Source organism: Natronorubrum texcoconense (assembly GCF_900100335.1).
In the GTDB taxonomy this organism is placed as follows: domain Archaea; phylum Halobacteriota; class Halobacteria; order Halobacteriales; family Natrialbaceae; genus Natronorubrum; species Natronorubrum texcoconense.
In genome coordinates this window covers 44443-69675 of sequence record NZ_FNFE01000006.1, presented here as the reverse complement: position 1 = coordinate 69675, position 25233 = coordinate 44443, and the positions used below count along the sequence as shown (strand labels likewise).

General features: G+C 64.8%; 25 protein-coding genes. 9 read left to right on the top strand and 16 right to left on the bottom strand.

Annotated elements, in window-relative coordinates; translation table 11 throughout:
- Nucleotides 1–6: 6 nt before the first annotated feature.
- The gene (locus BLT08_RS16890; RefSeq protein ID WP_090310287.1) at nt 7–1419 is read right to left on the bottom strand and encodes a DNA polymerase Y family protein; all 1413 of its coding nucleotides are present in this window, start codon (nt 1417–1419) and stop codon (nt 7–9) included.
- Between the two features lie 166 nt (nt 1420–1585).
- Complete coding sequence (locus BLT08_RS16885) at nt 1586–1849, bottom strand: HalOD1 output domain-containing protein (protein WP_090310285.1); 264 nt, start codon at nt 1847–1849, stop codon at nt 1586–1588.
- Between the two features lie 276 nt (nt 1850–2125).
- Between BLT08_RS16885 and BLT08_RS16880 the strand changes: the two genes are divergently transcribed.
- Nucleotides 2126–2542 carry a DUF5518 domain-containing protein gene (locus BLT08_RS16880; RefSeq protein WP_090310283.1) on the top strand — a complete coding sequence of 139 codons (417 nt, stop codon included), beginning with the start codon at nt 2126–2128 and terminating at the stop codon, nt 2540–2542.
- Nucleotides 2543–2672: 130 nt separating this feature from the next.
- Here the strand turns inward: BLT08_RS16880 and BLT08_RS16875 are convergent, their stop codons facing one another.
- The 6 genes from BLT08_RS16875 to BLT08_RS16850 form a co-directional block, all read right to left on the bottom strand.
- The gene (locus tag BLT08_RS16875) at nt 2673–3545 is read right to left on the bottom strand and encodes an alpha/beta fold hydrolase (RefSeq protein ID WP_090310281.1); all 873 of its coding nucleotides are present in this window, start codon (nt 3543–3545) and stop codon (nt 2673–2675) included.
- A 126-nt stretch (nt 3546–3671) separates the two neighbouring features.
- Nucleotides 3672–3995, bottom strand: coding sequence for a transcription factor S (locus BLT08_RS16870; RefSeq protein ID WP_090310279.1), 324 nt, complete (start codon nt 3993–3995; stop codon nt 3672–3674).
- Nucleotides 3996–4042: 47 nt separating this feature from the next.
- On the bottom strand, nt 4043–4516 hold the full coding sequence (locus tag BLT08_RS16865) for a DUF8135 domain-containing protein (protein ID WP_090310277.1): 474 nt from the start codon (nt 4514–4516) through the stop codon (nt 4043–4045).
- Nucleotides 4513–5379, bottom strand: coding sequence for a hypothetical protein (locus tag BLT08_RS16860; protein WP_090310274.1), 867 nt, complete (start codon nt 5377–5379; stop codon nt 4513–4515). Before BLT08_RS16860 ends, BLT08_RS16865 begins: the two co-directional genes overlap by 4 nt.
- A gap of 141 nt (nt 5380–5520) precedes the next feature.
- Nucleotides 5521–6357 (bottom strand): RAD55 family ATPase, encoded by an 837-nt coding sequence (locus tag BLT08_RS16855; RefSeq protein ID WP_090310272.1) that lies wholly within the window; start codon nt 6355–6357, stop codon nt 5521–5523.
- Between the two features lie 200 nt (nt 6358–6557).
- On the bottom strand, nt 6558–7538 hold the full coding sequence (locus tag BLT08_RS16850; RefSeq protein WP_090310270.1) for a beta-ribofuranosylaminobenzene 5'-phosphate synthase family protein: 981 nt from the start codon (nt 7536–7538) through the stop codon (nt 6558–6560).
- Nucleotides 7539–7714: 176 nt separating this feature from the next.
- Between BLT08_RS16850 and BLT08_RS16845 the strand changes: the two genes are divergently transcribed.
- Both BLT08_RS16845 and mobA read left to right on the top strand, forming a co-directional pair.
- Nucleotides 7715–8419: a glycosyltransferase family 2 protein gene (locus tag BLT08_RS16845; RefSeq protein ID WP_090310268.1), complete on the top strand. Its 705-nt coding sequence runs from the start codon at nt 7715–7717 to the stop codon at nt 8417–8419.
- 144 nt (nt 8420–8563) lie between these two features.
- Nucleotides 8564–9193 carry a molybdenum cofactor guanylyltransferase gene (mobA, locus tag BLT08_RS16840; protein WP_175529359.1) on the top strand — a complete coding sequence of 210 codons (630 nt, stop codon included), beginning with the start codon at nt 8564–8566 and terminating at the stop codon, nt 9191–9193.
- A 53-nt stretch (nt 9194–9246) separates the two neighbouring features.
- Here the strand turns inward: mobA and ilvD are convergent, their stop codons facing one another.
- Nucleotides 9247–10983: a dihydroxy-acid dehydratase gene (ilvD, locus tag BLT08_RS16835; RefSeq protein WP_090310264.1), complete on the bottom strand. Its 1737-nt coding sequence runs from the start codon at nt 10981–10983 to the stop codon at nt 9247–9249.
- A 307-nt stretch (nt 10984–11290) separates the two neighbouring features.
- On the opposite strand from ilvD, the gene BLT08_RS23125 reads away from it, so the two are divergent.
- The gene (locus BLT08_RS23125; protein ID WP_175529358.1) at nt 11291–11446 is read left to right on the top strand and encodes a hypothetical protein; all 156 of its coding nucleotides are present in this window, start codon (nt 11291–11293) and stop codon (nt 11444–11446) included.
- Nucleotides 11447–11715: 269 nt separating this feature from the next.
- Here the strand turns inward: BLT08_RS23125 and BLT08_RS16830 are convergent, their stop codons facing one another.
- The gene (locus tag BLT08_RS16830) at nt 11716–12921 is read right to left on the bottom strand and encodes a YncE family protein (RefSeq protein WP_090310262.1); all 1206 of its coding nucleotides are present in this window, start codon (nt 12919–12921) and stop codon (nt 11716–11718) included.
- A gap of 339 nt (nt 12922–13260) precedes the next feature.
- On the opposite strand from BLT08_RS16830, the gene BLT08_RS16825 reads away from it, so the two are divergent.
- Both BLT08_RS16825 and BLT08_RS16820 read left to right on the top strand, forming a co-directional pair.
- Nucleotides 13261–14535 carry a DUF7350 domain-containing protein gene (locus BLT08_RS16825; protein WP_090310260.1) on the top strand — a complete coding sequence of 425 codons (1275 nt, stop codon included), beginning with the start codon at nt 13261–13263 and terminating at the stop codon, nt 14533–14535.
- 2 nt (nt 14536–14537) lie between these two features.
- A complete protein-coding gene (locus BLT08_RS16820; RefSeq protein ID WP_090310257.1) occupies nt 14538–15269 on the top strand; it encodes a cohesin domain-containing protein in 732 nt (243 codons plus the stop codon).
- A gap of 74 nt (nt 15270–15343) precedes the next feature.
- Here BLT08_RS16820 and BLT08_RS16815 read toward each other — a convergent pair whose 3' ends face one another.
- Together BLT08_RS16815 and BLT08_RS16810 are read right to left on the bottom strand one after the other, a co-directional pair.
- Entirely contained in the window at nt 15344–15775 is a 432-nt protein-coding gene (locus tag BLT08_RS16815; RefSeq protein WP_090310255.1) for an FAD synthase family protein, read from the bottom strand.
- A gap of 87 nt (nt 15776–15862) precedes the next feature.
- Nucleotides 15863–16360: a Mov34/MPN/PAD-1 family protein gene (locus BLT08_RS16810; RefSeq protein ID WP_090310253.1), complete on the bottom strand. Its 498-nt coding sequence runs from the start codon at nt 16358–16360 to the stop codon at nt 15863–15865.
- Nucleotides 16361–16567: 207 nt separating this feature from the next.
- Between BLT08_RS16810 and BLT08_RS16805 the strand changes: the two genes are divergently transcribed.
- On the top strand, nt 16568–18820 hold the full coding sequence (locus tag BLT08_RS16805; RefSeq protein WP_090310251.1) for an NADP-dependent malic enzyme: 2253 nt from the start codon (nt 16568–16570) through the stop codon (nt 18818–18820).
- A 225-nt stretch (nt 18821–19045) separates the two neighbouring features.
- Here the strand turns inward: BLT08_RS16805 and BLT08_RS22625 are convergent, their stop codons facing one another.
- Nucleotides 19046–19591: a hypothetical protein gene (locus tag BLT08_RS22625; RefSeq protein ID WP_139171322.1), complete on the bottom strand. Its 546-nt coding sequence runs from the start codon at nt 19589–19591 to the stop codon at nt 19046–19048.
- A 564-nt stretch (nt 19592–20155) separates the two neighbouring features.
- Here BLT08_RS22625 and BLT08_RS16800 point away from each other — a divergent pair.
- Complete coding sequence (locus BLT08_RS16800) at nt 20156–22063, top strand: Hef-associated nuclease (RefSeq protein WP_090310249.1); 1908 nt, start codon at nt 20156–20158, stop codon at nt 22061–22063.
- 178 nt (nt 22064–22241) lie between these two features.
- On the opposite strand, the gene BLT08_RS23645 is transcribed toward BLT08_RS16800, so the two are convergent.
- Both BLT08_RS23645 and BLT08_RS16795 read right to left on the bottom strand, forming a co-directional pair.
- The gene (locus tag BLT08_RS23645) at nt 22242–22367 is read right to left on the bottom strand and encodes a hypothetical protein (RefSeq protein ID WP_281245273.1); all 126 of its coding nucleotides are present in this window, start codon (nt 22365–22367) and stop codon (nt 22242–22244) included.
- Between the two features lie 166 nt (nt 22368–22533).
- A complete protein-coding gene (locus BLT08_RS16795) occupies nt 22534–22857 on the bottom strand; it encodes a ribbon-helix-helix protein (RefSeq protein ID WP_090310246.1) in 324 nt (107 codons plus the stop codon).
- Between the two features lie 364 nt (nt 22858–23221).
- Here BLT08_RS16795 and BLT08_RS16790 point away from each other — a divergent pair, with 364 nt between their 5' ends.
- The gene (locus BLT08_RS16790; protein WP_090310243.1) at nt 23222–24175 is read left to right on the top strand and encodes an HhH-GPD family protein; all 954 of its coding nucleotides are present in this window, start codon (nt 23222–23224) and stop codon (nt 24173–24175) included.
- A gap of 25 nt (nt 24176–24200) precedes the next feature.
- On the opposite strand, the gene BLT08_RS16785 is transcribed toward BLT08_RS16790, so the two are convergent.
- Nucleotides 24201–25205: a nucleoside recognition protein gene (locus tag BLT08_RS16785; protein WP_090310765.1), complete on the bottom strand. Its 1005-nt coding sequence runs from the start codon at nt 25203–25205 to the stop codon at nt 24201–24203.
- Nucleotides 25206–25233 lie beyond the last annotated feature (28 nt).

Here is a 25233-nt window from a genome sequence, read left to right as displayed (position 1 = left end):
ACGACCTCACGAGAAGTCGCCGAGCGAAGCCTGCCCCTCAGCGTGGGCCGTCGTATCACGGTCCTCCGTCGCTGACGCCGTTTCGTCGGCCGTCGAATCGCTCGCTTCGTCGCTCGAATTCGTCTCATCGCCGATCGAACCCGTCTCGTTGTCGACTCCGGCGTCGCTGCCGGCTGCCAGTTCGTCGTCTGCGGCGTCCGTCTCTGCCGTGGCGTCACCGTCAGCCCGTTTCCCGTTCGCCCGCCCCTCCCAGCCGTCGAGGCTGGCCTGGTCGGCCGCGGCGAACTCGAGGTTGGCGACGCGAACGCCGACCTTGCGGACGGCCTCGCTCTCGAACTCGGTGAACAGGTCGCGGGCGATACGGTCGACGAGCTCCGGATCGTCGATCGGTCCCGGCAGGGACCGCTCGCGCGTGTTGACGTCGTACGGCGGGGTGACGGCCTTGACGCCGACGGTTCGGTAGAGCGCGCCCTCTCGCTGGGCACGGTCGGCGACGGCCGCGGCGAGCGTCTCGATCTGGTCGTACTTCGGCTCCGACGTTTCGACCGGCTCTGCGAACGCGGACTCCCGGGAGAAACTCTTCGGCTCACCTTTCGGTTCGACCCGGCGGTCGTCGTCCCCGCGTGCGCGATCATACAATTCTCGACCGCGCTCGCCGAAGCGTTCGACCAGCGGCTCCGGGTCGGTCGCGGCGACGTCGCCCGCGGTCTCGAGCCCCATCTCCCGAAGCGCCCGCGCAGTCACGGGGCCGACGCCGTGGAGCAGGTCGACCTCGAGCGGGGCGAGGAACTCTCGCACCTCGCCGGGTCGAACGACGGTCAGGCCGTCGGGCTTGTCGAAGTCGCTGGCGATTTTGGCCGCGCTCATCGTGGGTGCCACGCCGACGCTGACGGTGACGCCGACCTCCCGGCGGATGCGGTCCGTGATATGGCGGGCGAAACCGTCCGCGACCTCCCAGGCGGTTCGGTCGGTGACGTCGAGGTAGGCTTCGTCGATGCTCACCTCTCGGACGGTGTCGGAACAGTCGTGCAGGATCTCTCGTACTTCCCCGGCGATCGACTCGTAGTAGTCCATGTCGACGGGCCGGTAGTGGCCGATTTCCTCGGGTTCGAGGTCGGGGTCGTAATCCTCGGCGTCGGGATCGAGGGCTGCGCGTCGAGGGAGTCGCTCGAGCGCGCTCGAGATCGCTTGGGCGCTCTCGACGCCGAACTCGCGGGCCTCGTAGCTCGCGGTGGCGACGGCGCCGATGGTGTCACCGGGTTCATACCCCATGCCGACGACGACGGGTTCGCCCCGCAGTTCGGGCTCGCGAAGTCGCTCGCAGGAGGCGTAGAAGCAGTCGGCATCGACGTGACAGACGATTCGGTCCTCCTCGTCGTCGTCCGTTTCGATGCCCGGTAGTCGCGGCCCGTCGGTCATTCGTCTACCCGTCGATTCGCGCGAATCGTTGTGAACGTTGTGTCCGACGGCGGCGCGACCGACGCGGCGGATCGCTACTCGAACGATTCGGATGTCCCGGTCACGAACAAGCCGATGCCGCGGTCCCGCCTCGAGGCCTCGGATCCGAAACGCGGAGCGGCCCCCGTTACTCGACCTCCACCAGCCCCGACTGGTAGACCGTGATGCGATAGCCCTGGTACGTAAACGTGATCTCAACGTCCGCCTGCGGGGCCGGTGGATTCGAGGCGACCCCGTCGAGGAGGTCGTTCATCGTCGAGTACAACGGCGGCAACTCGAGCGTATCGACGTCCTCGAGATCGGCGATAACTTCCACGACGGCTCGAGTCGGGGTGGTGGTTTCGGGATCGAACTCGCGTACGTCCGCACAGTCGTCTGGGTCGCCCACCATACCCTGACAGCCGAGGCTCAAGTATAACAAATTATGTCAGACACACTCCATAAATCGTGAACTTCACCGGAGCGGGTTACTAACAGCGCGAGACATACCGCCGGCTCCGTCTCACTTCGGTACCGACGGGAGTGGCCGTCACGCGTGCAGTCGTTTCAGCAGCACACGTTACGTTCGCGGGCACCGGTCCATCCCTCTCGCCGAGAGCGCGCGTGACGAACCCGTTCTCGTCTCGATAAAGACAACTATTTTACTGGTTGGTCGAGAGTTCGTGCCATGGACTCCGACGCCGCCGACACGCCGCCGCCCGTCGACACCTACGGTACCGATTCGGACGAGACCGAACTCGCGTCCGGGTTCGGTACCCCGCTCAACGCGCTAATCGGCGGCGCCGCCGGCATCGTGCTCTCGTTCGTCCCGGGTTCGACGCTGCTCGGCGGCGGCGTCGCCGGCTACCTCGAGGGCGGCCAGCCGGCCGACGGGCTGCGGGTCGGCGCGCTCGCCGGACTCGTCATGCTCGTTCCGTTCGTCTTCTTCGGCTTTCTCGCCTCGATTTTCTTTCTCGGTGCGGGGGGTTCGGCACCAGGGTTGGGCGTGTTCTTCGTCATCGTCCTGGTGTTCGGCGCGCTCTACACCGTCGGGTTGAGCATCGTCGGTGCGGTGCTCGGCATCTACGTGAAAAACGAGCTCTGACGGGGGACGTAACGGAGTTCGTCCTGACCGACCGAAGCGGAGCGGGTAATCGAATCGATACTCTCGGGGCGAGGTCCGCACTCGGCCGCCCCACCCCGTCGTGTCGAGTTGGTTCCGCGTCTCGAGTCCGTTACGACCGAGCCGGTTCCGTCGTCGCGGCCAAGAATCGCACGACTTCGTCGGCGACGGCTTCGGGGTCGTGGATGGGACCCATGTGACCGGTGCCGTCGACCTCGTGCACCTGCGGGTCGGCCACGTGCTCGGCGACGTGGTTCACGCCGTCGGTAAACCAGGGATCCGGAATCGATCGAGTTCCGCACAGGAGTAGGGACGGAACCGTAATCTCGGCGAGCGTCGACGGATCGGTCGGGGTGGTCCCTTCGCCCTCCCCCAGCTCCTGTACCTCCTGCAGGAAAACCGGAACGTTCGGCGCACAGCCCTCCATGAAGTCCACCCGCTCTGCGGCGGCCATCTCGTCTTCGGTCGCGACCCACTCGAGGAACGTTCGGGCCGCATCGACCGGACGGTCCTCGGCGATCAACTCGCCCATGTGCGTAACCCGCTCCGTGAGGCGTCCGAACTCGTCTTCGCTCAGCACCTCCAACACGGGCGGCTCGTAGGTGACGAGCGCGGAGACCGCGTCGGTGCGCGCCGCTGCACCGAGCGCCATCCGGCCGCCCTGAGACCACCCGAGCAGGCCCACGGGCTCACCGATGCTCTCGACGAACGCCGTTACGTCCTGTATCCGACGCTCGGTCGAGACGTCGGCGCTGTGGTCGCTCAACCCCCTGCTTCGCACGCTCATGGCGTAGCACGTGAACTGATCGGTGAGAAACGGTAACAGCGGGTCCCAGACGAACTCGCCGTCGCCCATTGCGCCCGGGACGAGGACCACGGGCGGTCCCCGCCCGTGCACGCGTCCGGCTATCTCGGTACCGTCTTCCGAGACGGTTCGGTGAATGGTCGCTACCTCGTCCGCATCCGGTGGTGTTTCGTCGTCCATGGAATTGCTCACCCGCGCTCTGCTATGCGAAACTGTAGCATAGAGTCATCCGATGACGAGTTCCCACAAACTGACCGGCGTGCACCGTCTGCCGATGGCGACGAAACGCCGCGCGGACGACCGTATTCAGTTGTAGCCGCGCCAGCGCTTCCCGCACTCGGTGCACTTGAAGAATCGCGTCGGCGGCTCGTCGGCAGAGGCCGTCTGCTTGAGGGTGTACCACGCCTCCTGATTGCCGCAGTCGTCACAGATCACGTCCGTCGCCTTCGGCTTCCCCTCGAAGTTGGCGTTCTCGTCCGACTCGATCACCTCGTCGTCCGTCTGGGACTCCGTCGAGACGAACTCGCTCTCGAGGTCGCGTTCGCTCGAGGCGCCACAGTCGTCGTTCGTACAGACCATGTGGTCGCCGTCGGCTTTCATCATCGAACCGCAGTCGTCGCAGAACTGCATAGCCGCCCGTAACGGGCCGAGGCGCAAAAGGATACTGACCGCTGCCGTCAATAGCCGCGCTCGAGTCGCTCGTCCTCGAGCACCACGGGACAGTCGGCGACCCGGAACGTTTCGAAGGCGGTCATCTCGAGGATATCGGTCCCTTCGCGAGTGCACGCGACGGCCGGCGGCGCCGAGAAGTGTTCGCACTGGTGGCAATAACTTCCGCTATCGAGGTCGCGGATCTCCCGGTCGTCGGAGCGGGTGGTGGGTTCGTCGGGATCGCTCTCGAGTTCGGTCCAGAGCCGATCGGCGTCGATCTCGGTGACGTCCTCGCGATCGAACAGGTCGTCGAAGTCGGGATCGGACGTCGACGGAGACTCCGCATCGCCGTCTCGCTCTCGGCCGCGCGCCGCCGATTGTCGCTCGTCGGCCGCCGTCGCAAGGTCACTAAGTGGGCCGGTTCGCTCGAGCGTGTCCGATTCGGCGTCAGTTTCGGTGGTATCGGTGGTTCGCTCTCCGGATTCGCCGCGGTCGCTCATCGAATCGTCCCCTCCGGTTTCGCGTCGGCGACGCCGTTCTGACTCGAGCCGTCGCGCTCGCCATCGTCCGTCGCAACGTCCGCTTCGACGGCTTCGAAGACGGCCGACGACGAGGTGGTCGGCGGTTCGATCTGCCCCTCGAGCGCCGGCGGATCGCCCGTCTCGAGCGCGTGCGAGCCGAAAAACGAGGTGTTCTCGACGACGTCCGTGATCCCGCGTGTACAGTGCGGGCACGCGGCTTCGGTCAGGAGCGCGAGGTCGACTCGCTCGTCGCAGGCGTCACAGACGGCCGTTCGAATTCCCAGCTGGTTCGCCGCACGCTTGAGTCGGTCGGCTTCCGCTCGCCGTCGTGCGCGCTGTGCGGCGGCGTCGCGTTGCTCCCGGAGGTCGACGACGGCGGTCGCCAGCAGCGTCGCGTGCTCCTCGAGCGTCTCGGTCTCCGCGAACAGCTGCTCGAGGACGGTTTCGAAGTTCGCGAAGCCGTCGTCGACGGTCGACTCGAGTTCCTCGAGCGCCGAGCGAATGGTCGCGAGATCGTCGTCGGTCGCGTAGTTGGCGTGGGCGTGGTCGGCCGGCGCTTTCGCGTCGGTCTCGTGTTTGACCTGGACGACGCGACTACGGACGTCCTCGAGGAGTTCACGGAACTCCTCGCGTTGGGTCTCGAGTTCGGAGTGAAGATCCGTGACGTCCTCGAGATCGGTTTGACTGAACTCGTCGTCGGATGCGATGGCGTGGGACACGGCCACCAGCTGACGGCAGACGTCGTCGGGCGTCTGTCCGCGCCGGTCGGCCGCTCGAGCGAGCCAGTCGTTCACCTCGCCGGGGACCCCGAATGAGACGCGGCTGTCGTTCTCGCTCGACATGATATCTGATACTGGGTCGAGACGGGCATAAGGGTTGGTTCGGACTCACCGCTCGATACGCGGCGGAGCGGGCGTCTCGGACGGGTTCTCGAGATCGATACGCCGCGAAACGGAGTCGACGCCCTGTCGCTGGCGGTCGGCCTACCGGATCTTTCGGACGTTACTGATGTCGAACCCGTTGTCGCGGATCTCGGTTTCGAAGCGGACGATGTCCTCGTCCTCGAGTCGCGAGAGGACCCCGCGAAACTGCTCGACGACGAGCGTACGGGCCCGTTCGGACCCGCCGCTCTCCCACTCGAAGGAGAGCGTGCCGTCGGTCGCTTCCTTCAGCCGGCCGTACTCGGTGGGCTCGAGGACGTCCGTGTTGACTACCAGTAAGATGACGCCGCCCCAGCGGTGGGCCGCGCGCTTGAGCCCCTTGAGGAGGACGGTCAGGTCCGCCCAGCCGAACTGCTCGTCCGCGGCCGCGACGAGGTCGGAGACGGAGTCGATCACGACGAGGTTGTCCGCCGCGTGTTCGGTCAGATAATCCCCGAACGTCTCGAGGACGTCGCGTCGATCGGTCCGATCGCCGAGATCGGTGATGTCGCTCGTCCGATCGGCGTACCACGCCGTCGGGACGGGCGTCACCTGAAAGTACGCCTCGCCGAGGTCGACGACCGAGACGTCGGCCATCCCGGCGTCGACGAGGTCGTCGTCCAGGACGTACCGCATCTCGTCGACGATCGCGCCGCGTTCGTCGGTGAACGAGACGTAGTGGACGGCGTCGGGCAACACAGCTTCGGCCTCGAGGTCGCCGTAGTAGCGCTCGAACTGGTCGGGATCGGCTCCGGCGAGGCCGTTCATCGCCGTCGCCGTGTAACAGAACTCGCGTGCGCCGGCTCCGGCTTCGCCCGCGAGCAAGACGACGCTGCCGGCGGGAGCACCGCCGCCGATCATCCGATCGAGCCGCGAGACGCCGAACGGAAGCCGTTTCATAGGATTTGATTTGCTCGAGTCCGCTTACCTGTTGTGGCAGCTACGGTAGTCGTGAGTCGCAGCTACCGATTCGGTGAACACGCTGCTCACACTGGCGCCAATGATTTTCACGCCCTCCCCAGCCGATTCACTCGCACAATTACGGGCTCCGGCTCGCTTTCGCTCACCACAGCCCAGCGCACGCCACCGCTGTGGGAGTATCAACCGTCGTCAATCCGGACTCGAGCCCCGCTCGAGGCCGCTTCCGTTACGACGACTCGTCCCTCGAGTCCGTTATCCGCCAGCGCGTCTCGAGCCGCCGATTCGGCCTCGTCGGCGTGTGTGCGGTCCGTCACGCCGTAGACGACGGGCCCCCACGACGACTGGCCGACGCCCGTACAGACCGGACACTCCTCGAGGGTTTCGACGAGCGTCCCGGCGGGCGGCCGGAAGACGCCGCCTTGGGCGTCGGCGTACCACGCGCCGTTCTTGCGCCCGATTTCGGCGATGGCTTCGCCGAAGGGCTCGAGACGGCCCTCGGCGGCGGCGGGAAGCAGTTTCCGGGTGACGACGCCGGCGATCTCGTCGGCGACGGCGGGATCGGCACGCTCGACGACGGAGCGCATGCTCGCGTCCTCGTCGTTGCCGCTGCGGCCGGGCTCGGCCTCGGGGACGACGACGAGAAATCGCCACTCGTCGGGAATTTCGTGTCTGGCGACGACCGGCGGAACCGTCCAGTCTCCCTCGGCCGGCGGCTCGGTCGTAAACCGGTTCGTCGGGTGTCCGGCGTCGACGACGAAGCCGCCGCCCTCGAACGTCCCGACGCCGACGCCGCTGCGACCGCCGCGTCCCATCGCGGGGGCCCGTTCGCGCACCTCCGGTTCGAGACCGTGTGCGCGCGCGGTGGCAGCGAGCACCGACAGCGCGAGTTGGGTCCCGCTTCCGAGCCCGACGTGCCGCGGGAGCCGCTCCTCGAGCGTGACCGCGATACCGGGCACGTCGAGGACGTCGACGGCTCGAGCGGCGTACTCGGAGACCAGCGGATCGTCGCTCTCGACGCCGGAGGCGGGTTCGGCCGCGACCGTCACACGGGGCTCTTCGAGGCCGACGCCGATGCCGCCGTAGAGTCGTCGCCGCGCGAGCGAGAGGTTCTGAAAGCCGACGTGGAGTCGCGCGCCTGCGGTGACGGTCGCGGTCGTCATACGCTGCGGTAGGGAGGCCCCCGGGAAGGGGATTTCGACGCTGGCAACGACTGTGAACGTCTCGAACACGACTGACCGACAGATGGCCGAGCCGCCGGACCGATGGATCGCCCTGCCGCCTGACGGAAACCGCGGAGCCGCAGCGATTATTTCGCCCGCGCCGACAGTTCCCATCGATGAACTCCGCGTCGGTCGTCGTCCCCGCCCGCGAGGAAACCGAGCGCCTCGAGCGAACGCTCGACTCGCTCGCGGGACAGGTCTTCGACGGCGAACTCGAGGTCGTTGTGGTCGCCAGCGGCTCTGCGACGCTGGCCGCCGCTCGCGAGCATCCAGTTACCGATCGCGTGCTCGTCGACGAGCGGGAAAACGGGCCGGCAACGGCTCGAAACCAGGGTGTTGAGGCGGCCACCGGCGAGCTGCTCCTCTTTACCGACGCCGACACGGTCGTTCCCCCGGCGTGGGTTCGACGCCACCGACGACACTACGCGACGCCGTCCGTTGTCGGCGTCGGCGGGCCGCTCAGACCGATCACGGACGCGATTCGACACCGACTGCTGTTTCGGCTCCTCTCGGACTGGTGGTACCGCCTCAGCTGGCCCGTCGGCTTCGTCCAGCAACCCGGCTGTAACTGCAGCGTCCGTCGCTCGGCGTTCGAGGCGGTCGGCGGCTTCGACGAGTCGCTGCCCTTTCTCGAGGACACCGACCTCTCCCTGCGATTGTGCGAGGAGGGCACTGTCGTCTACGATCGGACCTGCCCGGTCGCAACCTCGGCCCGTCGCCAGCGAGAAGAGGGGTATATCTCCCTCTTTCTCGCGTATTTCAGGGGGTATCTCGAGTACGCGATTCCCGGCCGCTCGCCGACTCGAGCGCACTTTCGGTAACCCGTCGCGGACTCGATCCACCGCTCGCGACGATTGACGGCCGTCTGGTTCCATCGCGGTGTTTTCTCGACGGCGCGCGTAGACTTCCAATCGCCCGGGAGCGTCGCTGTGACTTTATACGATCGTGATCCGTACCGACCGGACGTGACGCGCAACGGCTCACTCGGCGGCGTCGTCCTCGCGGGCGGCTACTCCACGCGCTTCGGCGAGACCGACAAGGCCGTCGCCGACCTCGCCGGAACGCCGATGATCCGTCGCGTCGTCGACCGGCTCGCGACGGTGACCGACGACTGCGTGGTCAACTGCCGATCGGACCAGCTCGACCCGATCCGAGACGCGCTCTCGGGAAGCGGCGTCGACCTTTGCTATGCGACGGACCCGGTCCCCGACCGCGGCCCGCTTTCGGGGATGCAGGTCGGTCTCGAGGCGCTCGACTGTGAGTACGCTGCCGTCGTCGCCTGTGACATGCCGTTCGTCGACCCGACGCTGCTCGAGGTTCTTCACGACCGCGCCTACGGACGCGACGGCGCCGTCGCCCGACTCGCGGACGGCTGGCTGCAACCCATGCAGGCCGTCTACCGCGCCGAAACGATGGCTCGCGTCTGCGAGCAGCGACTGGCGGCCGGGGACGGCCGAGTGATGGCCGCACTCGAGGAACTCGACGTCGCGACGGTGGCCGAAGCCGACCTCGAGTGCGTCTCCGACCGAACGTTCGACAGCATCGACACGCAGGCGGCGCTACGGGACGCAGTGGGGCGGCTCGAGCAGTCCTAGCCAGTGCGGGCGGAGCGGCACGGAAATCGTTTCACTCGAAAAGCGACGCTGACTCAGTCCTGCTTCGCGCCGGGGTTCGTCACCGCACCGTTGGCTGCCGAATCGAACGTCTGGCCGTACTTCGCCAGCACGCCGCTCGTGTAGTTCGGCTCAGGCGGGTCGCGGGCCTCGAGTCGCCGCTCGATCTCCTCGTCGGAGAGGTCCACGGAGAGTTCGAGTTCGTCGATGTCGATGGTGATGGTGTCGCCGTCCTCGAGCGCCGCGATCGGACCGCCCGCGGCGGCCTCGGGTGCGACGTGGCCGATGGAGAAGCCTCGAGTGGCGCCGGAGAACCGGCCGTCGGTAAAGAGCGCGACGTCCTCCGCGTGGCCCTGCCCGGCGACGGCCGAGGTGACGCCGAGCATCTCGCGCATGCCGGGGCCGCCCTGCGGACCCTCGTTGCGGATGCCGATAACGTCGCCAGTCTCGACGTTGCCCTCCTGGACGTACGCCATCGCCGTCTCCTCCTGCTCGAAGATGCGGACGGGTCCCTCGTGACGGAGGTGGTCCTCGCCGGTGATCTTGATGACGGCACCGTCGGGCGCGAGGTTGCCCGTGAGGATGCGGATGGCTCCGCGCTCGTTGATCGGGTCGTCGACGGTGTAGAGGAAGTCGGTGTCGAACTCCTCGATCCGTGGCGGATCGACGCGCTCGAGCGCCTCGGCCATCGTCTCGCCGGTGACCGTCAGCGCGTCGCCGTGGAGCAGGTCGGCTTCCAGCAGCTCCCGCAAGACGACCGGGACGCCGCCGACCTCGTGGAGGTCGTTCATGACCCGCGCGCCGCTGGGCTGGAGTTTGGCGATCTTCGGCGTGCGGGCGCTGACCTCGTTGAAGTCCTCGATATCGAGGCCGACGCCGGCCTCGGCGGCCATCGCCAGCAGGTGGAGCACGGCGTTGGTCGAGCCACCGATAGCCACCTGGAGCGCGATGGCGTTCTCGAAGGACTTTCGCGAGAGGAAGTCGGAGGGCTTTCGCTGCTCGTGGACGGCTTCGACGGCGAGTTCGCCGCTCTCGCGGGCGACCTCGTAGCGCTGCTCGTCTTCTGCCGGCGGCGACGAGGAACCGAGCGGCGCGAAGCCGATCGTTTCGGAGATCGACGCCATCGTGTTCGCGGTGAACATCCCACCACAGGAACCGGCGCCGGGACAGGCGTTGTGCTCCATCTCGTCGAGTTCCTCCTCGGTCATCTCGCCGTCGGCCACGGAGCCGACGCCCTCGAAAACGTTCTGAACGGTGATTTCGCGGCCTTCGTGCTCGCCGGGCATGATCGAACCGCCGTAGAGGAAGACGCTCGGCAGATCGGTTCGGATGGCGGCCATCATCATCCCGGGCATGTTCTTGTCGCAGCCGCCGATGGTGACGAGTCCGTCCATGCGCTCGCCGAAGGCGACCAGTTCGACGGAGTCGGCGATCACTTCTCGAGAGATCAGGGAGGCCTTCATCCCCTCGGTTCCCATCGAGATGGCGTCGGAGATGGTGATCGTCCCGAACTCGATCGGCATCCCGTCGGCTTCATCGACGGCGTCGTAGGCGGACTGGGCCACGTCGTCTAAGTGGACGTTACAGGGTGTGATGTCGGCGGCCGGGTTCGCGACGCCGATCATCGGCGAGGCGAGGTCGTCGTCGTCGTACCCCATCGCGCGGAACATCGCCCGGTGGGGTGCCCGTTCGGTCCCCTCCGTGACCTCCTTGCTCGGTAACTCGTCGGGTTTGCCCTCCGCGGGCGATCGCTGTTCGGGCTGTTGGCTCATACCGTGAGATTGCCTCCTCGGCGCTTAAAGGCCCCGGATACGGACACCAGCCCCGTCGAAACTCGATCGAACGGGTTCGGGCAGTGGTCGTCGCGGGAGGGTCTCAACCGGGTATCGGCGATCGGTACGTGCCGAGAACCGGACTATCCGTGAGTGCCCTACTCGCCCCGTCCGTCACCCAAACGTTCCTCACAGATTGTGACTCGTTTCCACCCGTGACTTTCTTTCGCAGGCGAGTGCATGGACCGTCGCTTTCCTGCACGACGCTTTCAACCCTCTATCGCCGACTGGTATGTAAGAGCGACAGATGCACAAATACTGTCTCGAGTGTGACTGGCACGCGAGTACGGAGGATGGGTGTACGCCCGAGGAGGTCTCGAAACGCGCGATCGATCATTTCGTCGAAACGGGTCACGCCGTCGACTCGATCAGGCTCCCCCCGCCGGTCGTTATCGAGAACTGAGTCGCTCGTCTCGTTTCTGGCGGTGGTACGGTTGCTTTCGCGTCGACTACACACTCTCTGATAGCTCTCGACGAATTATCGTAGACACTGAACGTCAATGCACACCCGATTGCAGGACGACGTTGCGATCGGCGTGTAAATCGTTTCAGTGTCTACTATACTGTAAACCGCCTCGGCCTGCTCCGCCTGTAGAGTCCACTCGAGGAGCTAACCCTGCAAGTTCGACCCAAAGAAATCGGCAGCGATCGCGTCCGTCGGCGACTGGTTCGTTACTCGCCGCCGGGGAACTGCTCGAGGTCCGAGAGCACGAGCTCCTGACTGATCTCGAACTCCTCGTCCTCGAAGTCGGCGTCGATCTCGACGAACTTCTCGTCGCCGATCACGTCGACGAGGATCGTCTCGTCGCCGGGGTTGACGCCCGCGAAGTGCGATCCGGCGCCGGTGTCGAGCTCCTCGACGATCTCGTAGTCGTCGACGCGCACGATCTGGGTGATCCCGCCGCTCGTGCTCGGAATCGCAGCGTAGCGGTACTCGGAGTCGAAGTCGACCATGTGCGGGGTCTCCTCGTCGCCCTCGCCGAGGTCGACTTCCTCGGCGATCTCGAGGTCGCCGTCGCCGGCCGGCTCGAGGACGTACAGCGTCGCGGTACCCTGGTCGACGGCCCACAGTTCGTAGTCGTCGTCGCTGTCGCCGGGGACGAGACCGATCCCGTGGAAGTCGCTGGCGTCGTTGTCGCCGTCGGGCTGGAACGTGTGGAGGTGTTCGCGGCTCTCGACATCGATCACGGAGACGCCCGGCTCGTCACCCTGAATGGCGTGCGGGCCGGACTGCGGGTCCGGACCACGCGTCGTGACGTAGGCGTACTGTCCGTCCGGGGAGATGGTAAGAATGTCCGGCGACGTGCCGACGTAGTCGATCTCCTCGATGATCTCGTCGGTTTCGGGATCGACGATGAAGCCGTCGTCGGTGTCGCGGTTGACCATCCACAGCTCGTCGCCGTCCGGGGTGAACCAGACGCCGTGGGTGTCGTAGCCGTTACTGTCCTCGTTGTGGAGTTCCTCGTGGTTCTCGGTGTCGAAGACCCACCACTCGCCGGCTGGGTCGGTCTCGTCGGTGTCCGCGACGCCGCCGTTGAGGTACATCTTGTTCTCTTCGGGGTGAGCGATGGTTCCGCAGTTAGCCGGAACGTCCGGGAACTCCTCGGCGATCTCGAAGTTCTCGACGTCGAAGACCAGTAGACCGGCGTCGCCGTAGCCGGGGCCGAGCGTCACGTAGGCGTACTGCCCGTCCTGCGTGTAGTCGTGGCAGACCGGACTGGCGCTCGCGAACGCCGCCTCGGTTCCGTTGCCATCGTCGTCGCCGTTCTCGTCGTCGTCACCGTTGTCGTCGTCGCCTCCCAGACAGCCTGCGAGTGCGACCCCACCAACGACAGTACTCGTCTGCAGAAATCTGCGTCGAGTTTTCCGTGCTGTCATGTTCAGTACCTAGCCACTACCAAGTATAATACCTTCGTTCTGAGGGCGTGAAAGTGCCGAATATGGCCATCTCACAGATAGGGGCAACAGTTTCCTCTTGCCAGTATAGTGGTCAATACTGGCCGCTACCGGTGACGGTTATCGGATTCGGATTCACGATCGCTGCTCGAGGACTGGTATCGATTGCGTCGTCGACGCCGCCTCGAGACCGTCGGTTGTCCCTCTCGAGCGAGTGCCGACGACCCGCCGATGGCGGTCGAGAATTCACGACCGGGATCGCGGTGGTATCGGCAACGATCACGGGATATAAATCCGTTCTCTCCCCACTCTTCGACTAAGATGAAACGTCGACGGGTGCTGTACACTGGTGTCGCAGCCGGCGCGCTGGCCGTCGGGGCCGGTTGTCTCGGCGGCGACGACGGCGAGGGGGGCGATGACGACGAGAACGGGGACGATGGGTTCGATGCGTTACCCCGGGTCGAGGATCCGCCGAACGCGACGTATCTGCCCTCCCACCGCGACGGAATGATCATGCTCGACACCGTGACCGCCGGCGACTTCGCGCTGTCGCCGATGCTGTCGATCCCGCACTTCTTCTGGACGATGCCGGGACCGACGGAAGTCGACCCGCCCGCCGACGACGCCGTCCACCTGATGGCCACGGTCTGGGATCCCGAAACCGAGGTCGTTATCCCCGTCGCCGTCGGCTCGACGATCGAACTGACGAAAGACGGCGAGTCCGTCTCCGAACGCTCTCCGTGGACGATGATCTCCCAGGGGATGGGGTTCCACCTCGGCGACAACGTCCCGATCGACGGCAACGGCACGTACACCGCGACCGTCTCCCTCGAGTCGATCTCCGACGTCCGACTGACCGGCGAGCTGGCGGACCGTTTCGACGAGGGCGCGACGGCGACGTTCGAGTTCGAGATTACCGACGAGGCGCGCCACGGTCTCGTCGATCGAATCGAGTTCTTCGAGGAGGACCGCTGGGGCGACCGCGATGCGGTTCCGCCGATGGGGCAGAGCCACGATCACGGCGAGCACGACGAAGACCACGGCGAACACGGTAACGACCACGACGACGGCAATGATCACGACGACCACGATGGACACGCTGACGGCGACGACCAAGGTGACGATGCCCACGACCACGGCGACGACCACGGACACGGCCGCGACCACCACGACCACGAGATGCCGTACTCGTCGCTTCCGCCGACCGAAGACCTACCCGGAGAACTCCTCGGCGAGCCGACCCTCGACGACGGCGTTTACGCGACGACGTTGCTATCCGCGGGGTCGCGGTTCGTCGACGGCGACGAGCGCTATCTCGCCGTCTCGCCGCGGACGCCGTACAACCGCTGTGTGCTCTCCCAGCAGTCGCTCTCCGTTCGACTCGAACGCGAGGACGAGACGGTCGTCGACGAGGAACTGACCCCGACGCTCGACCACGAACTGAACTTCCACTACGGAGTGGCGCTCGAGGACGTCGAGGCGGGCGACGAACTCCACATCGTGGTCGAGAGCCCGCCGCAGGTCTCCCGCCACCAGGGGTACGAGACGGCCTTCCTGTCGACGGGCGAACTGACGCTCGAGGTCGAGGACAGCTGACGATGGGGAAAGGGAGACAGCCAACGATGGGCCGGGTGAGACATCTTTTCGCGGTCGTTCTCGTCGCGGCGCTCTGCGTCAGCGTGGGAGCCGCCGGCTTCGCCGGCACCGCCGGCGCGGGCGACAGCGCCACGATCTTCGAGGTCGAACCGGCGGACGCACAGGCACCGCCGGGCGAGACGATTCACGTCGCGATCGTGATGACCAGCGACGGTGGCTACGGCGGCGTCGGCGTCGAACGGGTCGCCTTCGGCGTCGAGTACGATAGCGACGTGCTGGCGCTCGAGGAGATCACCCGCGGGCCCTGGTTCGAACAGGACAACGAGACCGAGATCGTCGCCGAAACGGATATCGACGACGAGGAGGGGTACGCGTTCATCGATCAGTACCGCGACCCACCCGACGGCGGCTCGACCGGGCAGGATCGGATGGCGACGCTCACGTTCACCGTCGCCGACGACGCCCACGGGGAGACGTCGCCCGTGAACGTCACGGACGTCGAGTCCGAACTGATCAACGACTGGCCGCTTCAGTCGTTCACCCACAACGGAACCGTCTCCGTAGACGACGATACCGAGGTCGTCGGCGCATCGCCGCCCGAACCGGTCGAGGACGACGAGACGGCGGACGGAGACGGTGGAGCGGACGACGAACCGCTCTCCGGCTTCGGTATCGCGGCCGCGGTCGCAGTCCTCGTCGCGCTCGCGGCGGGCGTCGGCTATCGACGTGCGTAAGGTCCGATCGCTCGAGGGCATCGTATCGGGAACCCGCTTTTGTCGAAAAGTCTCGCTGAAACCGACCGTCGCCGCTAGCCCCGTCGCTCGAGGATCCGATCGATGATCAGCCGCGTCGAGAGGATCTCCTCGTCGTCCGCGGGGTCGCGCCCGCTCGCACGCTCGACGGTGCAGTCGATCCCGCGACGCTCGAGTTCGCTTTCGATACCCGCGGCGTCGTGGTGCTGGTCGTGGCCCAGCGCGATCACGTCGGGATCGATCTCCTCGATCGGGACGAAGATGTCCTCCTCGTGGCCGAGGATCGCCTCGTCGACGGCCTCGAGGGCGTCGACGACGTCCCGGCGCTGCGTCGCGGGACAGATCGGCTTCTCCTTGTGGTCGACGTTCGCCTTGCGCGCGACGATGACGTACAGTTCGTCGCCCATCGCCGCGGCCTCCTCCAAGTAGTGGACGTGGCCCGGGTGGATGATGTCGAACGTCCCCTGGGCGATGACCGTCCGCGTCATGTCCGCCTCCGCCGGGCGGCCGAACGGCTCGTCGCGAGTGTAGTCGTGAACACGGTCGTCGTCGTCGGCGTCGTCTCGAGAATCATACTAACGTCTGAGTTCGTCGTCGATATCCGCCTGCGTAAAGTCGAAGAAGTCCTCGGTTTCGGGAAGCTCCACGTCGATCACGTTCAACTGGGTCCGCTGGCCCTGTGAATCGAAGGCCTGCCAGTCCGAGCGGCGGTACGGCGCGCCGATGATGATGTGGACGCTGCCCCGACCGAACGTCTCTAAGTCCGCAGCGCTCGGGCTGATTACCCCGTTCGGGTGGGAGTGAACGCTGCCGAGTGCCTTCACGTCGTTCGGAATCTGGCTCGTCTTGACGGTCGCGCTGACGCTGTTGGACTCGGTACCGGGGACGACGAGAATGTCCGTGATGACGAGTCCATCACTGTCGAGCCCCAGTCGCTCCGCCTCGGTTCCCCGGAGGAATCCCATGTACTCGTTCGGGTGGGAGGCCTCGGAGGACTCGATGGCGAACTCGAGCGTCTCCTCGGCGATACCGAGAATCGAACTCGAGCGAAACAGCGCGTCGAACAACCCCATGTGACGTCCTGAGTGCTTGCGGTTGCTAAACGTTCCGATCAGGTACTCGACTCGAGTTTCCGTCCCGATTGGCCGCTACGTCGGTCCGGTCCAGTCCGCGCAAACTATGTGAATCATCCGTGATAATTATCGGCGGTCGCTCGGTGTGAATACACTTTTACGCGGAATAGCGGGGCGTTTTTCTGGAGGGTGTTCGTACCACGAGTCATGTCATTAGACGAAGACTCACTCGACTACCATCGCGAGGATCCGCCAGGAAAGATCGAGATTCGGACGACGAAATCGACGAGTACCCAGCGCGACCTCTCGCTGGCGTACTCGCCCGGCGTCGCCGCGCCGTGTCTGGCGATCGACGACGATCCGACCGAGGCCTACCAGTACACGGCGAAGGGGAACCTCGTCGGCGTCGTCTCGAACGGCTCTGCGGTCCTGGGTCTCGGCGATATCGGCGCGCAGGCCTCGAAGCCGGTCATGGAGGGGAAAGGCGTCCTGTTCAAGCGTTTCGCCGACATCGACGTCTTCGACATCGAACTCGACCACGACGACGTCGACGCGTTCGTCGAGTCGGTCGCGGCGATGGAGCCCACCTTCGGCGGGGTCAACTTAGAGGACATCGGCGCGCCCGACTGTTTTCGGATCGAAGAACGGCTTCGAGAGCGGATGGACGTCCCGGTCTTTCACGACGACCAGCACGGAACGGCGATCATCTCCGGGGCCGCACTGCTGAACGCCACCGAAATCGCCGGGAAGGATCTCGAGGAACTCTCCGTCACCTTCGCTGGCGCGGGCGCTGCGGCGCTCGCGACCGCTCGGTTCTTCGTCTCGCTCGGCGTTCGGAAGGAGAATATCACCATGGTCGATATCGACGGCATCCTGACGACCGCTCGAGCGGAGGCCGACGATCTCGACCCCTACAGCCGCGAGTTCGCCCGCGACGTGCCCGACGGCGAGTTGGAAGACGCGATGGTCGACGCGGACGTCTTCGTCGGGCTCTCCGTCGGCGGCATCGTGAGCGCGGAGATGGTGCAGTCGATGGCCGACGAACCGATCCTGTTCGCGATGGCCAACCCTGACCCCGAGATCGACTACGAGACGGCGAAAAACGCCCGCGACGACACCGTCATCATGGCGACCGGACGCTCGGACTACCCGAATCAGGTCAACAACGTCCTGGGCTTCCCGTTCATCTTCCGCGGGGCGCTCGACGTCCGCGCGGCCGAGATCAACGAGGCGATGAAGGTCGCGGCCGCGGAGGCCATCGCCGACCTCGCGAAGAAGGACGTCCCCGACGCCGTCCGCAAGGCCTACGGCGAGCAGCCCCTGCAGTTCGGACCCGAGTACATCATCCCGAAACCGCTCGATCCCCGGGTGCTGTTCGAGGTGGCCCCCGCCGTCGCCCGAGCCGCGATGGAGTCCGGCGCCGCGCGGGCGGAGCTCGATCCCGAGGCGTACGTCGAACGCCTCGAGGCCCGTCTCGGGAAGTCCCGAGAGATGATGCGGACCGTGTTCAACAAGGCCAAGAGCGATCCGAAACGCCTCGCGCTGGCCGAGGGCGGCAACGAGAAGATCATCCGGGCGGCGGCCCAGATCGACGAGCGCGAGATCGCCCAGCCGGTCCTGATCGGCGACGAAGACGAGATCAAGACGACCGTGGCGAATCTGGGACTCGAGTTCCAGCCCGAGGTCGTCGATCCGAGCGCGGGCGACTACGAGGGGTACACCGACGCGCTCTACGAGCGCCGCCAGCGCAAGGGCGTGACGCGAACCGAAGCGGTGGACCTGATCCGGGACAGCAACTACTTCGCGTCCGTGATGGTCGATCGGGGCGACGCCGACGCGATGCTCACCGGGCTGACGAACCACTATCCGTCGGCGCTTCGACCGCCGCTGCAGGTGATCGGGACGGCTCCCGACACCGACTACGCCGCCGGCGTCTACATGCTCACGTTCAAGAACCGCGTCGTCTTCCTCGCGGACACGACCGTCAACCAGGATCCCGACGAGGAGGTGCTGGCCGAGATCACCCGTCACACGGCGGATCTGGCCCGACGGTTCAACGTCGAACCGCGCGCCGCACTCCTCTCGTACTCCGACTTCGGCAGCGTCGACAACGAGGGGACGCGAAAACCCCGGCGGGCCGCCGAACGGCTTCGCGAGGATCCGAGCGTCGACTTCCCGGTCGACGGGGAGATGCAGGCCGACACCGCCGTCGTCGAGGAGATGCTCGAGGGCAACTACGAGTTCACCGACCTCGACGAGCCCGCGAACGTGCTCGTGCTCCCCAATCTCGAGGCGGGGAACATCTGCTACAAGCTGCTCCAACGACTCGGCGGCGCCGAAGCGATCGGCCCGATGCTCGTCGGCATGGGCGAACCGGTCCACGTCCTCCAGCGCGACGACGAGGTCACGGATATCGTGAATCTGGCCGCCGTCGCGACCGTCGACGCACAGGGCGAGTAGCTACTCTTACAGCTCCGTCGAGCCCCATTCTTCAGCGGTGTTTTAGGTGAAACGTACGCTCATAACATATGCGAACATACTGCTGAGATTCCTACCAGTTCCAAATGATATCCGGCGAGCCGTGCTGAATACAAAGCGCGTGTGCCTCATTACCAGTGAGACTATTCGTCGCCCTGTACCGTCGTCATATAACTATCCAGAATGACTCTCGGCCCAGTCACGCGATCAGCAATATGGGTTGCTTTTTCCTAGATACCTCCTCACAGCGCCTCTTAAAGTGACTCGGCATAGTGTATTTTCAAATTCTCGTGATGCACCCAATAAATACGTCTTAGATGTTTCCGATTGAAAATCACGGGATAGAAATTTATCACTGTTTTCAGAGAGTTCCTCACTGAGTTTCTCAACGATATCATCTGGGTCGATATCCTCTTCTCGATAAGATTGACCAAGAACAACTTGATTAGGATCTCTATCAACCAATTTATCTATATTCCATAATGATCCAACGACCCAGGATTCGCTTTCGTCCGATAATAGATATCCATATTCGATATACACTTCCTCAATGTCATTGGAGATCTCCTCAAGAGCCTTATCACGCAGATGGTGTGGGATTTCACCCTTGATCAACAACCTAAGCCTTCTGAAGGGTAAGGAAAGTCTCCTTAAATTTTCTATGTCTTGTCGATAGATGTCTAATATTTGGCTAAGCACTACTGCTGCTAAACCACCAGAAAACGAGAACAAAACAACCAGAAGCGTTTCCATACGATTATTATTATTCAGCCGACTTTTAAAATTCACCTTTTAAATTCACCTGTTCATCGATGAGTTTTCTGAGCAGTTATTCTCAAACTCGTCTGATTGTTTCGTTCCCATTTGGTCCACCACTCATATTTTCCGCTGCCGGTACTGTCATTCATCCGCAGTTTTATATTACTGCTTTCCGCGTCCCGTTCGTAGAAAATCCGATATTCCACGCGATCCGATAATCCAGTGAGGGATACTGTGTCCCGACTTGGGTTTTCTTCCCGATCGATTAGCCGAGAGACATCACCTGTCCACTTACCGTCCCGATCCTTGCTGTTCCTGTACTTACCGCAGAGGGTGCCAAACCTATCATGTTCTACGTGTTTCAACAGAGCCATCCCATCGGTCTCGCGGTCGGTCTCGAGGACACGAGACAGTCGGTAACGATGGGCGGTGGTGACGACCGCCGCGAACGACAGCGTCGCTCGCGGGCCGAACTGTGTCTTCACCGACAGCCTCCGGCGACAGCGTCGCTTCTTCTTGACAAGGGTTATACGCGACCGTCCCAAACTACGGGCCAAGATGACACGAGCGTCCGCCGGGGAACCCGGCGCAGACGACGGGGATTCCGTCGTCTACGATCTCGCTGCCGAGTGTACTGCAGACGACGTCGAACACGGCCAGGCTTACCTCGCCGCAATCAACGGCATCGTCGACTACGGCGTCTTCGTCGATCTCTCTGAATCCGTCTCTGGGCTCGTCCACGAATCCGTTCTCGAGGGCACCTACGGCGTCGGCGACGAACTCGTCGTCGAACTCGAGGCCGTCCGAGACAACGGCGACATGGCGTTCGAACCCGCCGACGTCGGCGACGACTACGCGGTCGAAGCCGTCGCCCACGACTACAGCCTCACCGGAACCGACCGCCTCGAGGCCACGATCGGCGACCAGATCCACCTCGAAGGCGAGGTCGTCCAGGTCAAACAGACCGCCGGCCCGACGATCTTCCACGTCGCAGACGAGTACGGCGTCGTCCCGTGTGCGGCGTTCGAAGAAGCCGGCGTTCGCGCCTTCCCCGCCGTCGAAGTCGGCGACGTCGTTCGCGTCACCGGCACCCCCGAACACCGCGAGGGATCGGTCCAGATCGAGGTCGACGGCCTCTCGAAACTCGAGGGCGACGACGCCGAGGACGCCCGCGAGCGACTCGCAGAGGCCCTCGAGGCCCGCGCCGAACCCCACGACGTCGAGCCGCTGATCGACTGGCCCGCGTTCGAGAAGCTCCGACCGAACCTCCAGGAGGTCGCGAAACTGCTCCGCCGGACCGTCCTCGAGGGCCGTCCGATCCGCGTCCGTCACCACGCCGACGGCGACGGGATGTGCGCTGCCGTCCCCGTTCAGATCGCTCTCCAGCGATTCATCGCCGAGGTGCACGAGGACGAGAACGCGCCGCGACACCTCATCAAGCGTCTCCCCGCGAAGGCTCCCTTCTACGAGATGGAAGACGCCACGCGGGACCTGAACTTCGCGCTCGAGGACCGCGAGAAACACGGCCAGCAGCTCCCCCTCCTGCTCATGCTGGACAACGGCTCGACGGCCGAGGACGTCCCGGCCTACGAGACGCTTTCGCACTACGACATTCCGATCGCGGTCGTCGACCATCACCACCCCGACCCCGAGGCCGTCGAGGATCTCCTCGACGCCCACGTCAATCCGTACCTCCACGACGAGGACTACCGGATCACGACGGGGATGCTCTGCGTCGAACTCGCGAGGATGATCTACCCCGACATCACCGACGAACTTCGCCACGTCCCCGCCGTCGCCGGCCTCTCGGATCGTTCGAAGGCCGACGCGATGAGCGACTACCTCGAACTCGCCAACGAAGAAGGCTACGACGATGAGCGACTGCAGGATCTCAGCGAGGCGCTGGACTACGCGGCCTTCTGGCTGCGCTACAACTCCGGCGATCAGCTGATTCAGGACTTGCTTCAGATCGATTCGAACGACGAGGAGCGCCACCGCGAACTCGTCTCGTTCCTCGCGGACCGCGCTCGCGACGACGTCGACGTCCAACTCGACGCGGCGATGCCGCATCTCGAGCACGAGGATCTCGACAACGGCGCCCACCTCTACCGGATCGACGTCGAGAACTACGCCCACCGCTTTACCTACCCCGCACCGGGGAAGACCACGGGCGAGATCCACGACCGCAAGATCGAGGAGACCGGCGACCCCGTGATCACGGTCGGCTACGGTCCCGACTTCGCCGTCCTCCGCTCCGACGGCGTTCGACTGGACATCCCGCAGATGGTGACGGAGCTCGAGGAAGAGATTTCGGGCGGCGGCGTCTCCGGCGGCGGCCACCTCGTCGTCGGCTCGATCAAGTTCGTCAAGGGCAAACGCGAGGAAGTGATCGACGCCCTCGTCGACAAGATGGAGGACGCGGAGATCGACGAGGCGCTCTCGAGTGCCGCGCCGATCGACGACTGAGCGGCTCCCTTTCGGTCGGTTCCATCCTTCTCTGCGATCCGTTTTGAGACGGAGCGACAGCTGGATTCGGTTTTCGTTTGGAACTGAGTGAATCACGTACAGCGGCGCGCGCCGGATCGTGATGGCTAAAACGAGGACTGCGGTGTGACTCCGTGCGAGAGCTGTTGTCGACTCGAGTTTAATCCGAACCGTGTCGCGGCGTGTAGCCACAGTCGACGCACTCGAGCGACTCGTGGTGGGACTGGAGGGAGCCGGTACATTCGGGACAGCGGTAGTCGTGGGTTGTGGACTGACTGGTTGCCATGTTCGGACCGGAGCACTCGATGCGTATAAGCTCGCCTATTATCGAGGTAGAAGTATTCTGTGACAATAAGATGCGTATATATGACTGTGTATGCTGTTGAACGGTCACTCGAGTAGACGGTCCCGACGATAGATCAGTGGCGTCTGTCGGATCGCACTCTCGTCGACTAGAACTGGTAGCGTCGCTCGTCGTCCATCGTCGGATACTGGTCCGCGCCGGTCATCTCTTCGAATGTCATCCCCGAGAGGTACTCGTCGTAGGTGACGTCGTAGGCCGAGCGAAGCTGGAAGTCGAGTTTGCCCGTTTCGACGGTCGACTGAAACAGCATGTGGATCGCCCGCCGGACGAGTTCGTCCGTCTCGTCGGGTTCGAGGGCCGCCTCGAGCAGGGCGAGTTCGTTCGTGGTCTCCCGGTCGAGTGAGACAGCGAGGTCGTCGCCGAAGGCGGTGTAGGACTCCTGTACGTCGTCGTTGAGGTCATCGAGGCTCATACGGGTGGAGACTCGAGCCGACGGGATAGGGCTTTCGTGCTATGGGTGTCCGATTTGGGAGGTGGCGGCTGTGACGACCAGTGTGCTGTGGTATTGCATTAAAAAGGACATCTACGAAGACGAGCACTCTGCTGGCACTGGCGGCGAGGATTGCCACGTCCTCCCCAACCGATTCGCTCGCTCTTTCCAGTCGCTCACTCATCCCTCGCACGAAATTGTGCCGCGGTTCGCTCTCCGCTCACCGCGGGCACAGCGCGCGCCACCGCACGTGGTCCGATCGGACTACAGAAACACGCTTCTCCCCCACCGAAACGATCGACCGAGAACCGCCACCAGTAAGACGGCCCGGTCGCTAGCCCGACCAATGAGCGAGCGCGACGGTGCCGGCGACGCGGACGGGGTCGACGACTGGTCGCTGCCCGAGGACCTCGAGGCCGTCCAGACGGCCCTGATCGAGTGGTACGAGGGCGACCACCGCGACTTTCCGTGGCGGCGGACGGACGACCCCTACGCGATCCTGGTCAGCGAGGTGATGAGCCAGCAGACGCAGTTGGACCGCGTCGTCGAAGCCTGGGAGGAGTTTCTCGAGCGCTGGCCGACGACGGCCGACCTCGCCGCGGCGGACCGGGCGGACGTGGTCGGCTTCTGGACGAGCCACAGCCTCGGCTACAACAACCGGGCGAAGTACCTCCACGAGTCGGCCGGCCAGATCGAAGCGGAGTACGACGGCACCTTTCCCGAAACGCCCGACGAACTGCAGGAGTTGATGGGCGTCGGTCCCTACACCGCCAACGCCGTCGCGAGTTTCGCGTTCAACAACGGCGACGCCGTGGTCGACACGAACGTCAAACGGGTCACCTACCGCGCCTTCTCGCTTCCGGACGACGATTCGGCCTTCGAGGCGGGCGCGAACGACCTCATGCCCGAGGGCGAGTCGCGGGTCTGGAACAACGCGATCATGGAACTCGGCGGCGTCGCCTGTACGCAGACTCCCCGTTGCGACGAGGTGGGCTGTCCGTGGCGCGAGTGGTGTGACGCCTACGCGAGCGGCGACTTCACCGCGCCCGACGTCCCCACCCAGCCCTCCTTCGAAGGGAGCCGTCGGCAGTTCCGCGGGCGCGTGATCGGGACCCTCCGGGAGTACGACGAACTCGAGTTGGACACGCTCGGCCACCGAATCCGCGTCGACTACGCGCCGGAGGGCGAGTACGGCCGCGAGTGGCTGACGGGGCTCCTCTCCGACCTCGAGTCCGACGGACTGGTCGACCTCGAGCGAAGCGACGCCGACGACGAACTCGTCGCGCGACTGCAGCGCTGATCGACGGTTCGAACCCAACCGACGGTCAAATCACGAGGAAGACGAGAATCGCCACGACGATGAAGATCGCTTTCAAGCCGGTGTTGACGACGATCACCTTCGTGCCGAACTCCGAGCCCCAGATGCCGTACTGAAACGGGATCGAGCGCTTGACCGTGCCGATGGTCAGCGAGAACAGGCTCCCGACGAGCAGCGTGATCACCGCCTCGGTCGGCGTAAGCACGTCCCCGATCATCGGTGCCACGGTGATCGCCCCCGTCGTCGGATCGACGAGCGAGACGAGGATCACCGGCACCGCCGCGGCCGGGAGTCCGAGGAGTCCGGCGATCGGATCGACGACCGCAGCGGGCTCTTCGACTCCGACTACGGCGAGCGCGCCGACGAGTTGCTCGCTGTACTCGAGAGCCACGAAGACCAGCGAGTAGACGACGGCCAGCCGCGGGACGATCGATCGGAGCCGCTCGAGCGTCTTCTCACCCGCCTGTCGAAGGGTGTCCCGATGCGTTCGACCCCCATCGTCACCCTCGCCGTCTTCGGGCACCTCGGGGTCGACGACGCTCCCGTCGTACTCGTAGCCCCGCAGTAGGAGCGCGCCGGCGAGGAGCCCGACGACCGAAATCGCGAGCGAGATGCCGGCCCGCGCCCCGACGTACATGAGTCCGGCGTGGAGCCCCAGAATCGGGATCAGGACGGGGCCGTAGTAGGTGAAGATGTGCTGGACGAAGCCGAAGAAGGTGTTGATGACGACGGCGACTAGCGTCGCGCGGTCGTCGAGCAGTCCGGACTCGCGAAACTCCGCGAGCATCCCGTAGCCGGCGGTGACCGACACCGTGTTCGTCAGGACGGCGGCCCCGACCTCGTCGGGCAGGTTGGCCGGCTCCGTCAGGTATCGTCCCACGCGGGCGATCACGTCGACGATCCCGTACGCTACGGCCAGGTTCGCCAGTCCGACACCGATGCCGATGAGCACCGAAATCGTCAGGACCCGCGGGAGAGCTTCGGTCAACAGGACGGAGACGAGCGACTCCACGCCGATCCGTTCGAATCGCCGAAAGAAA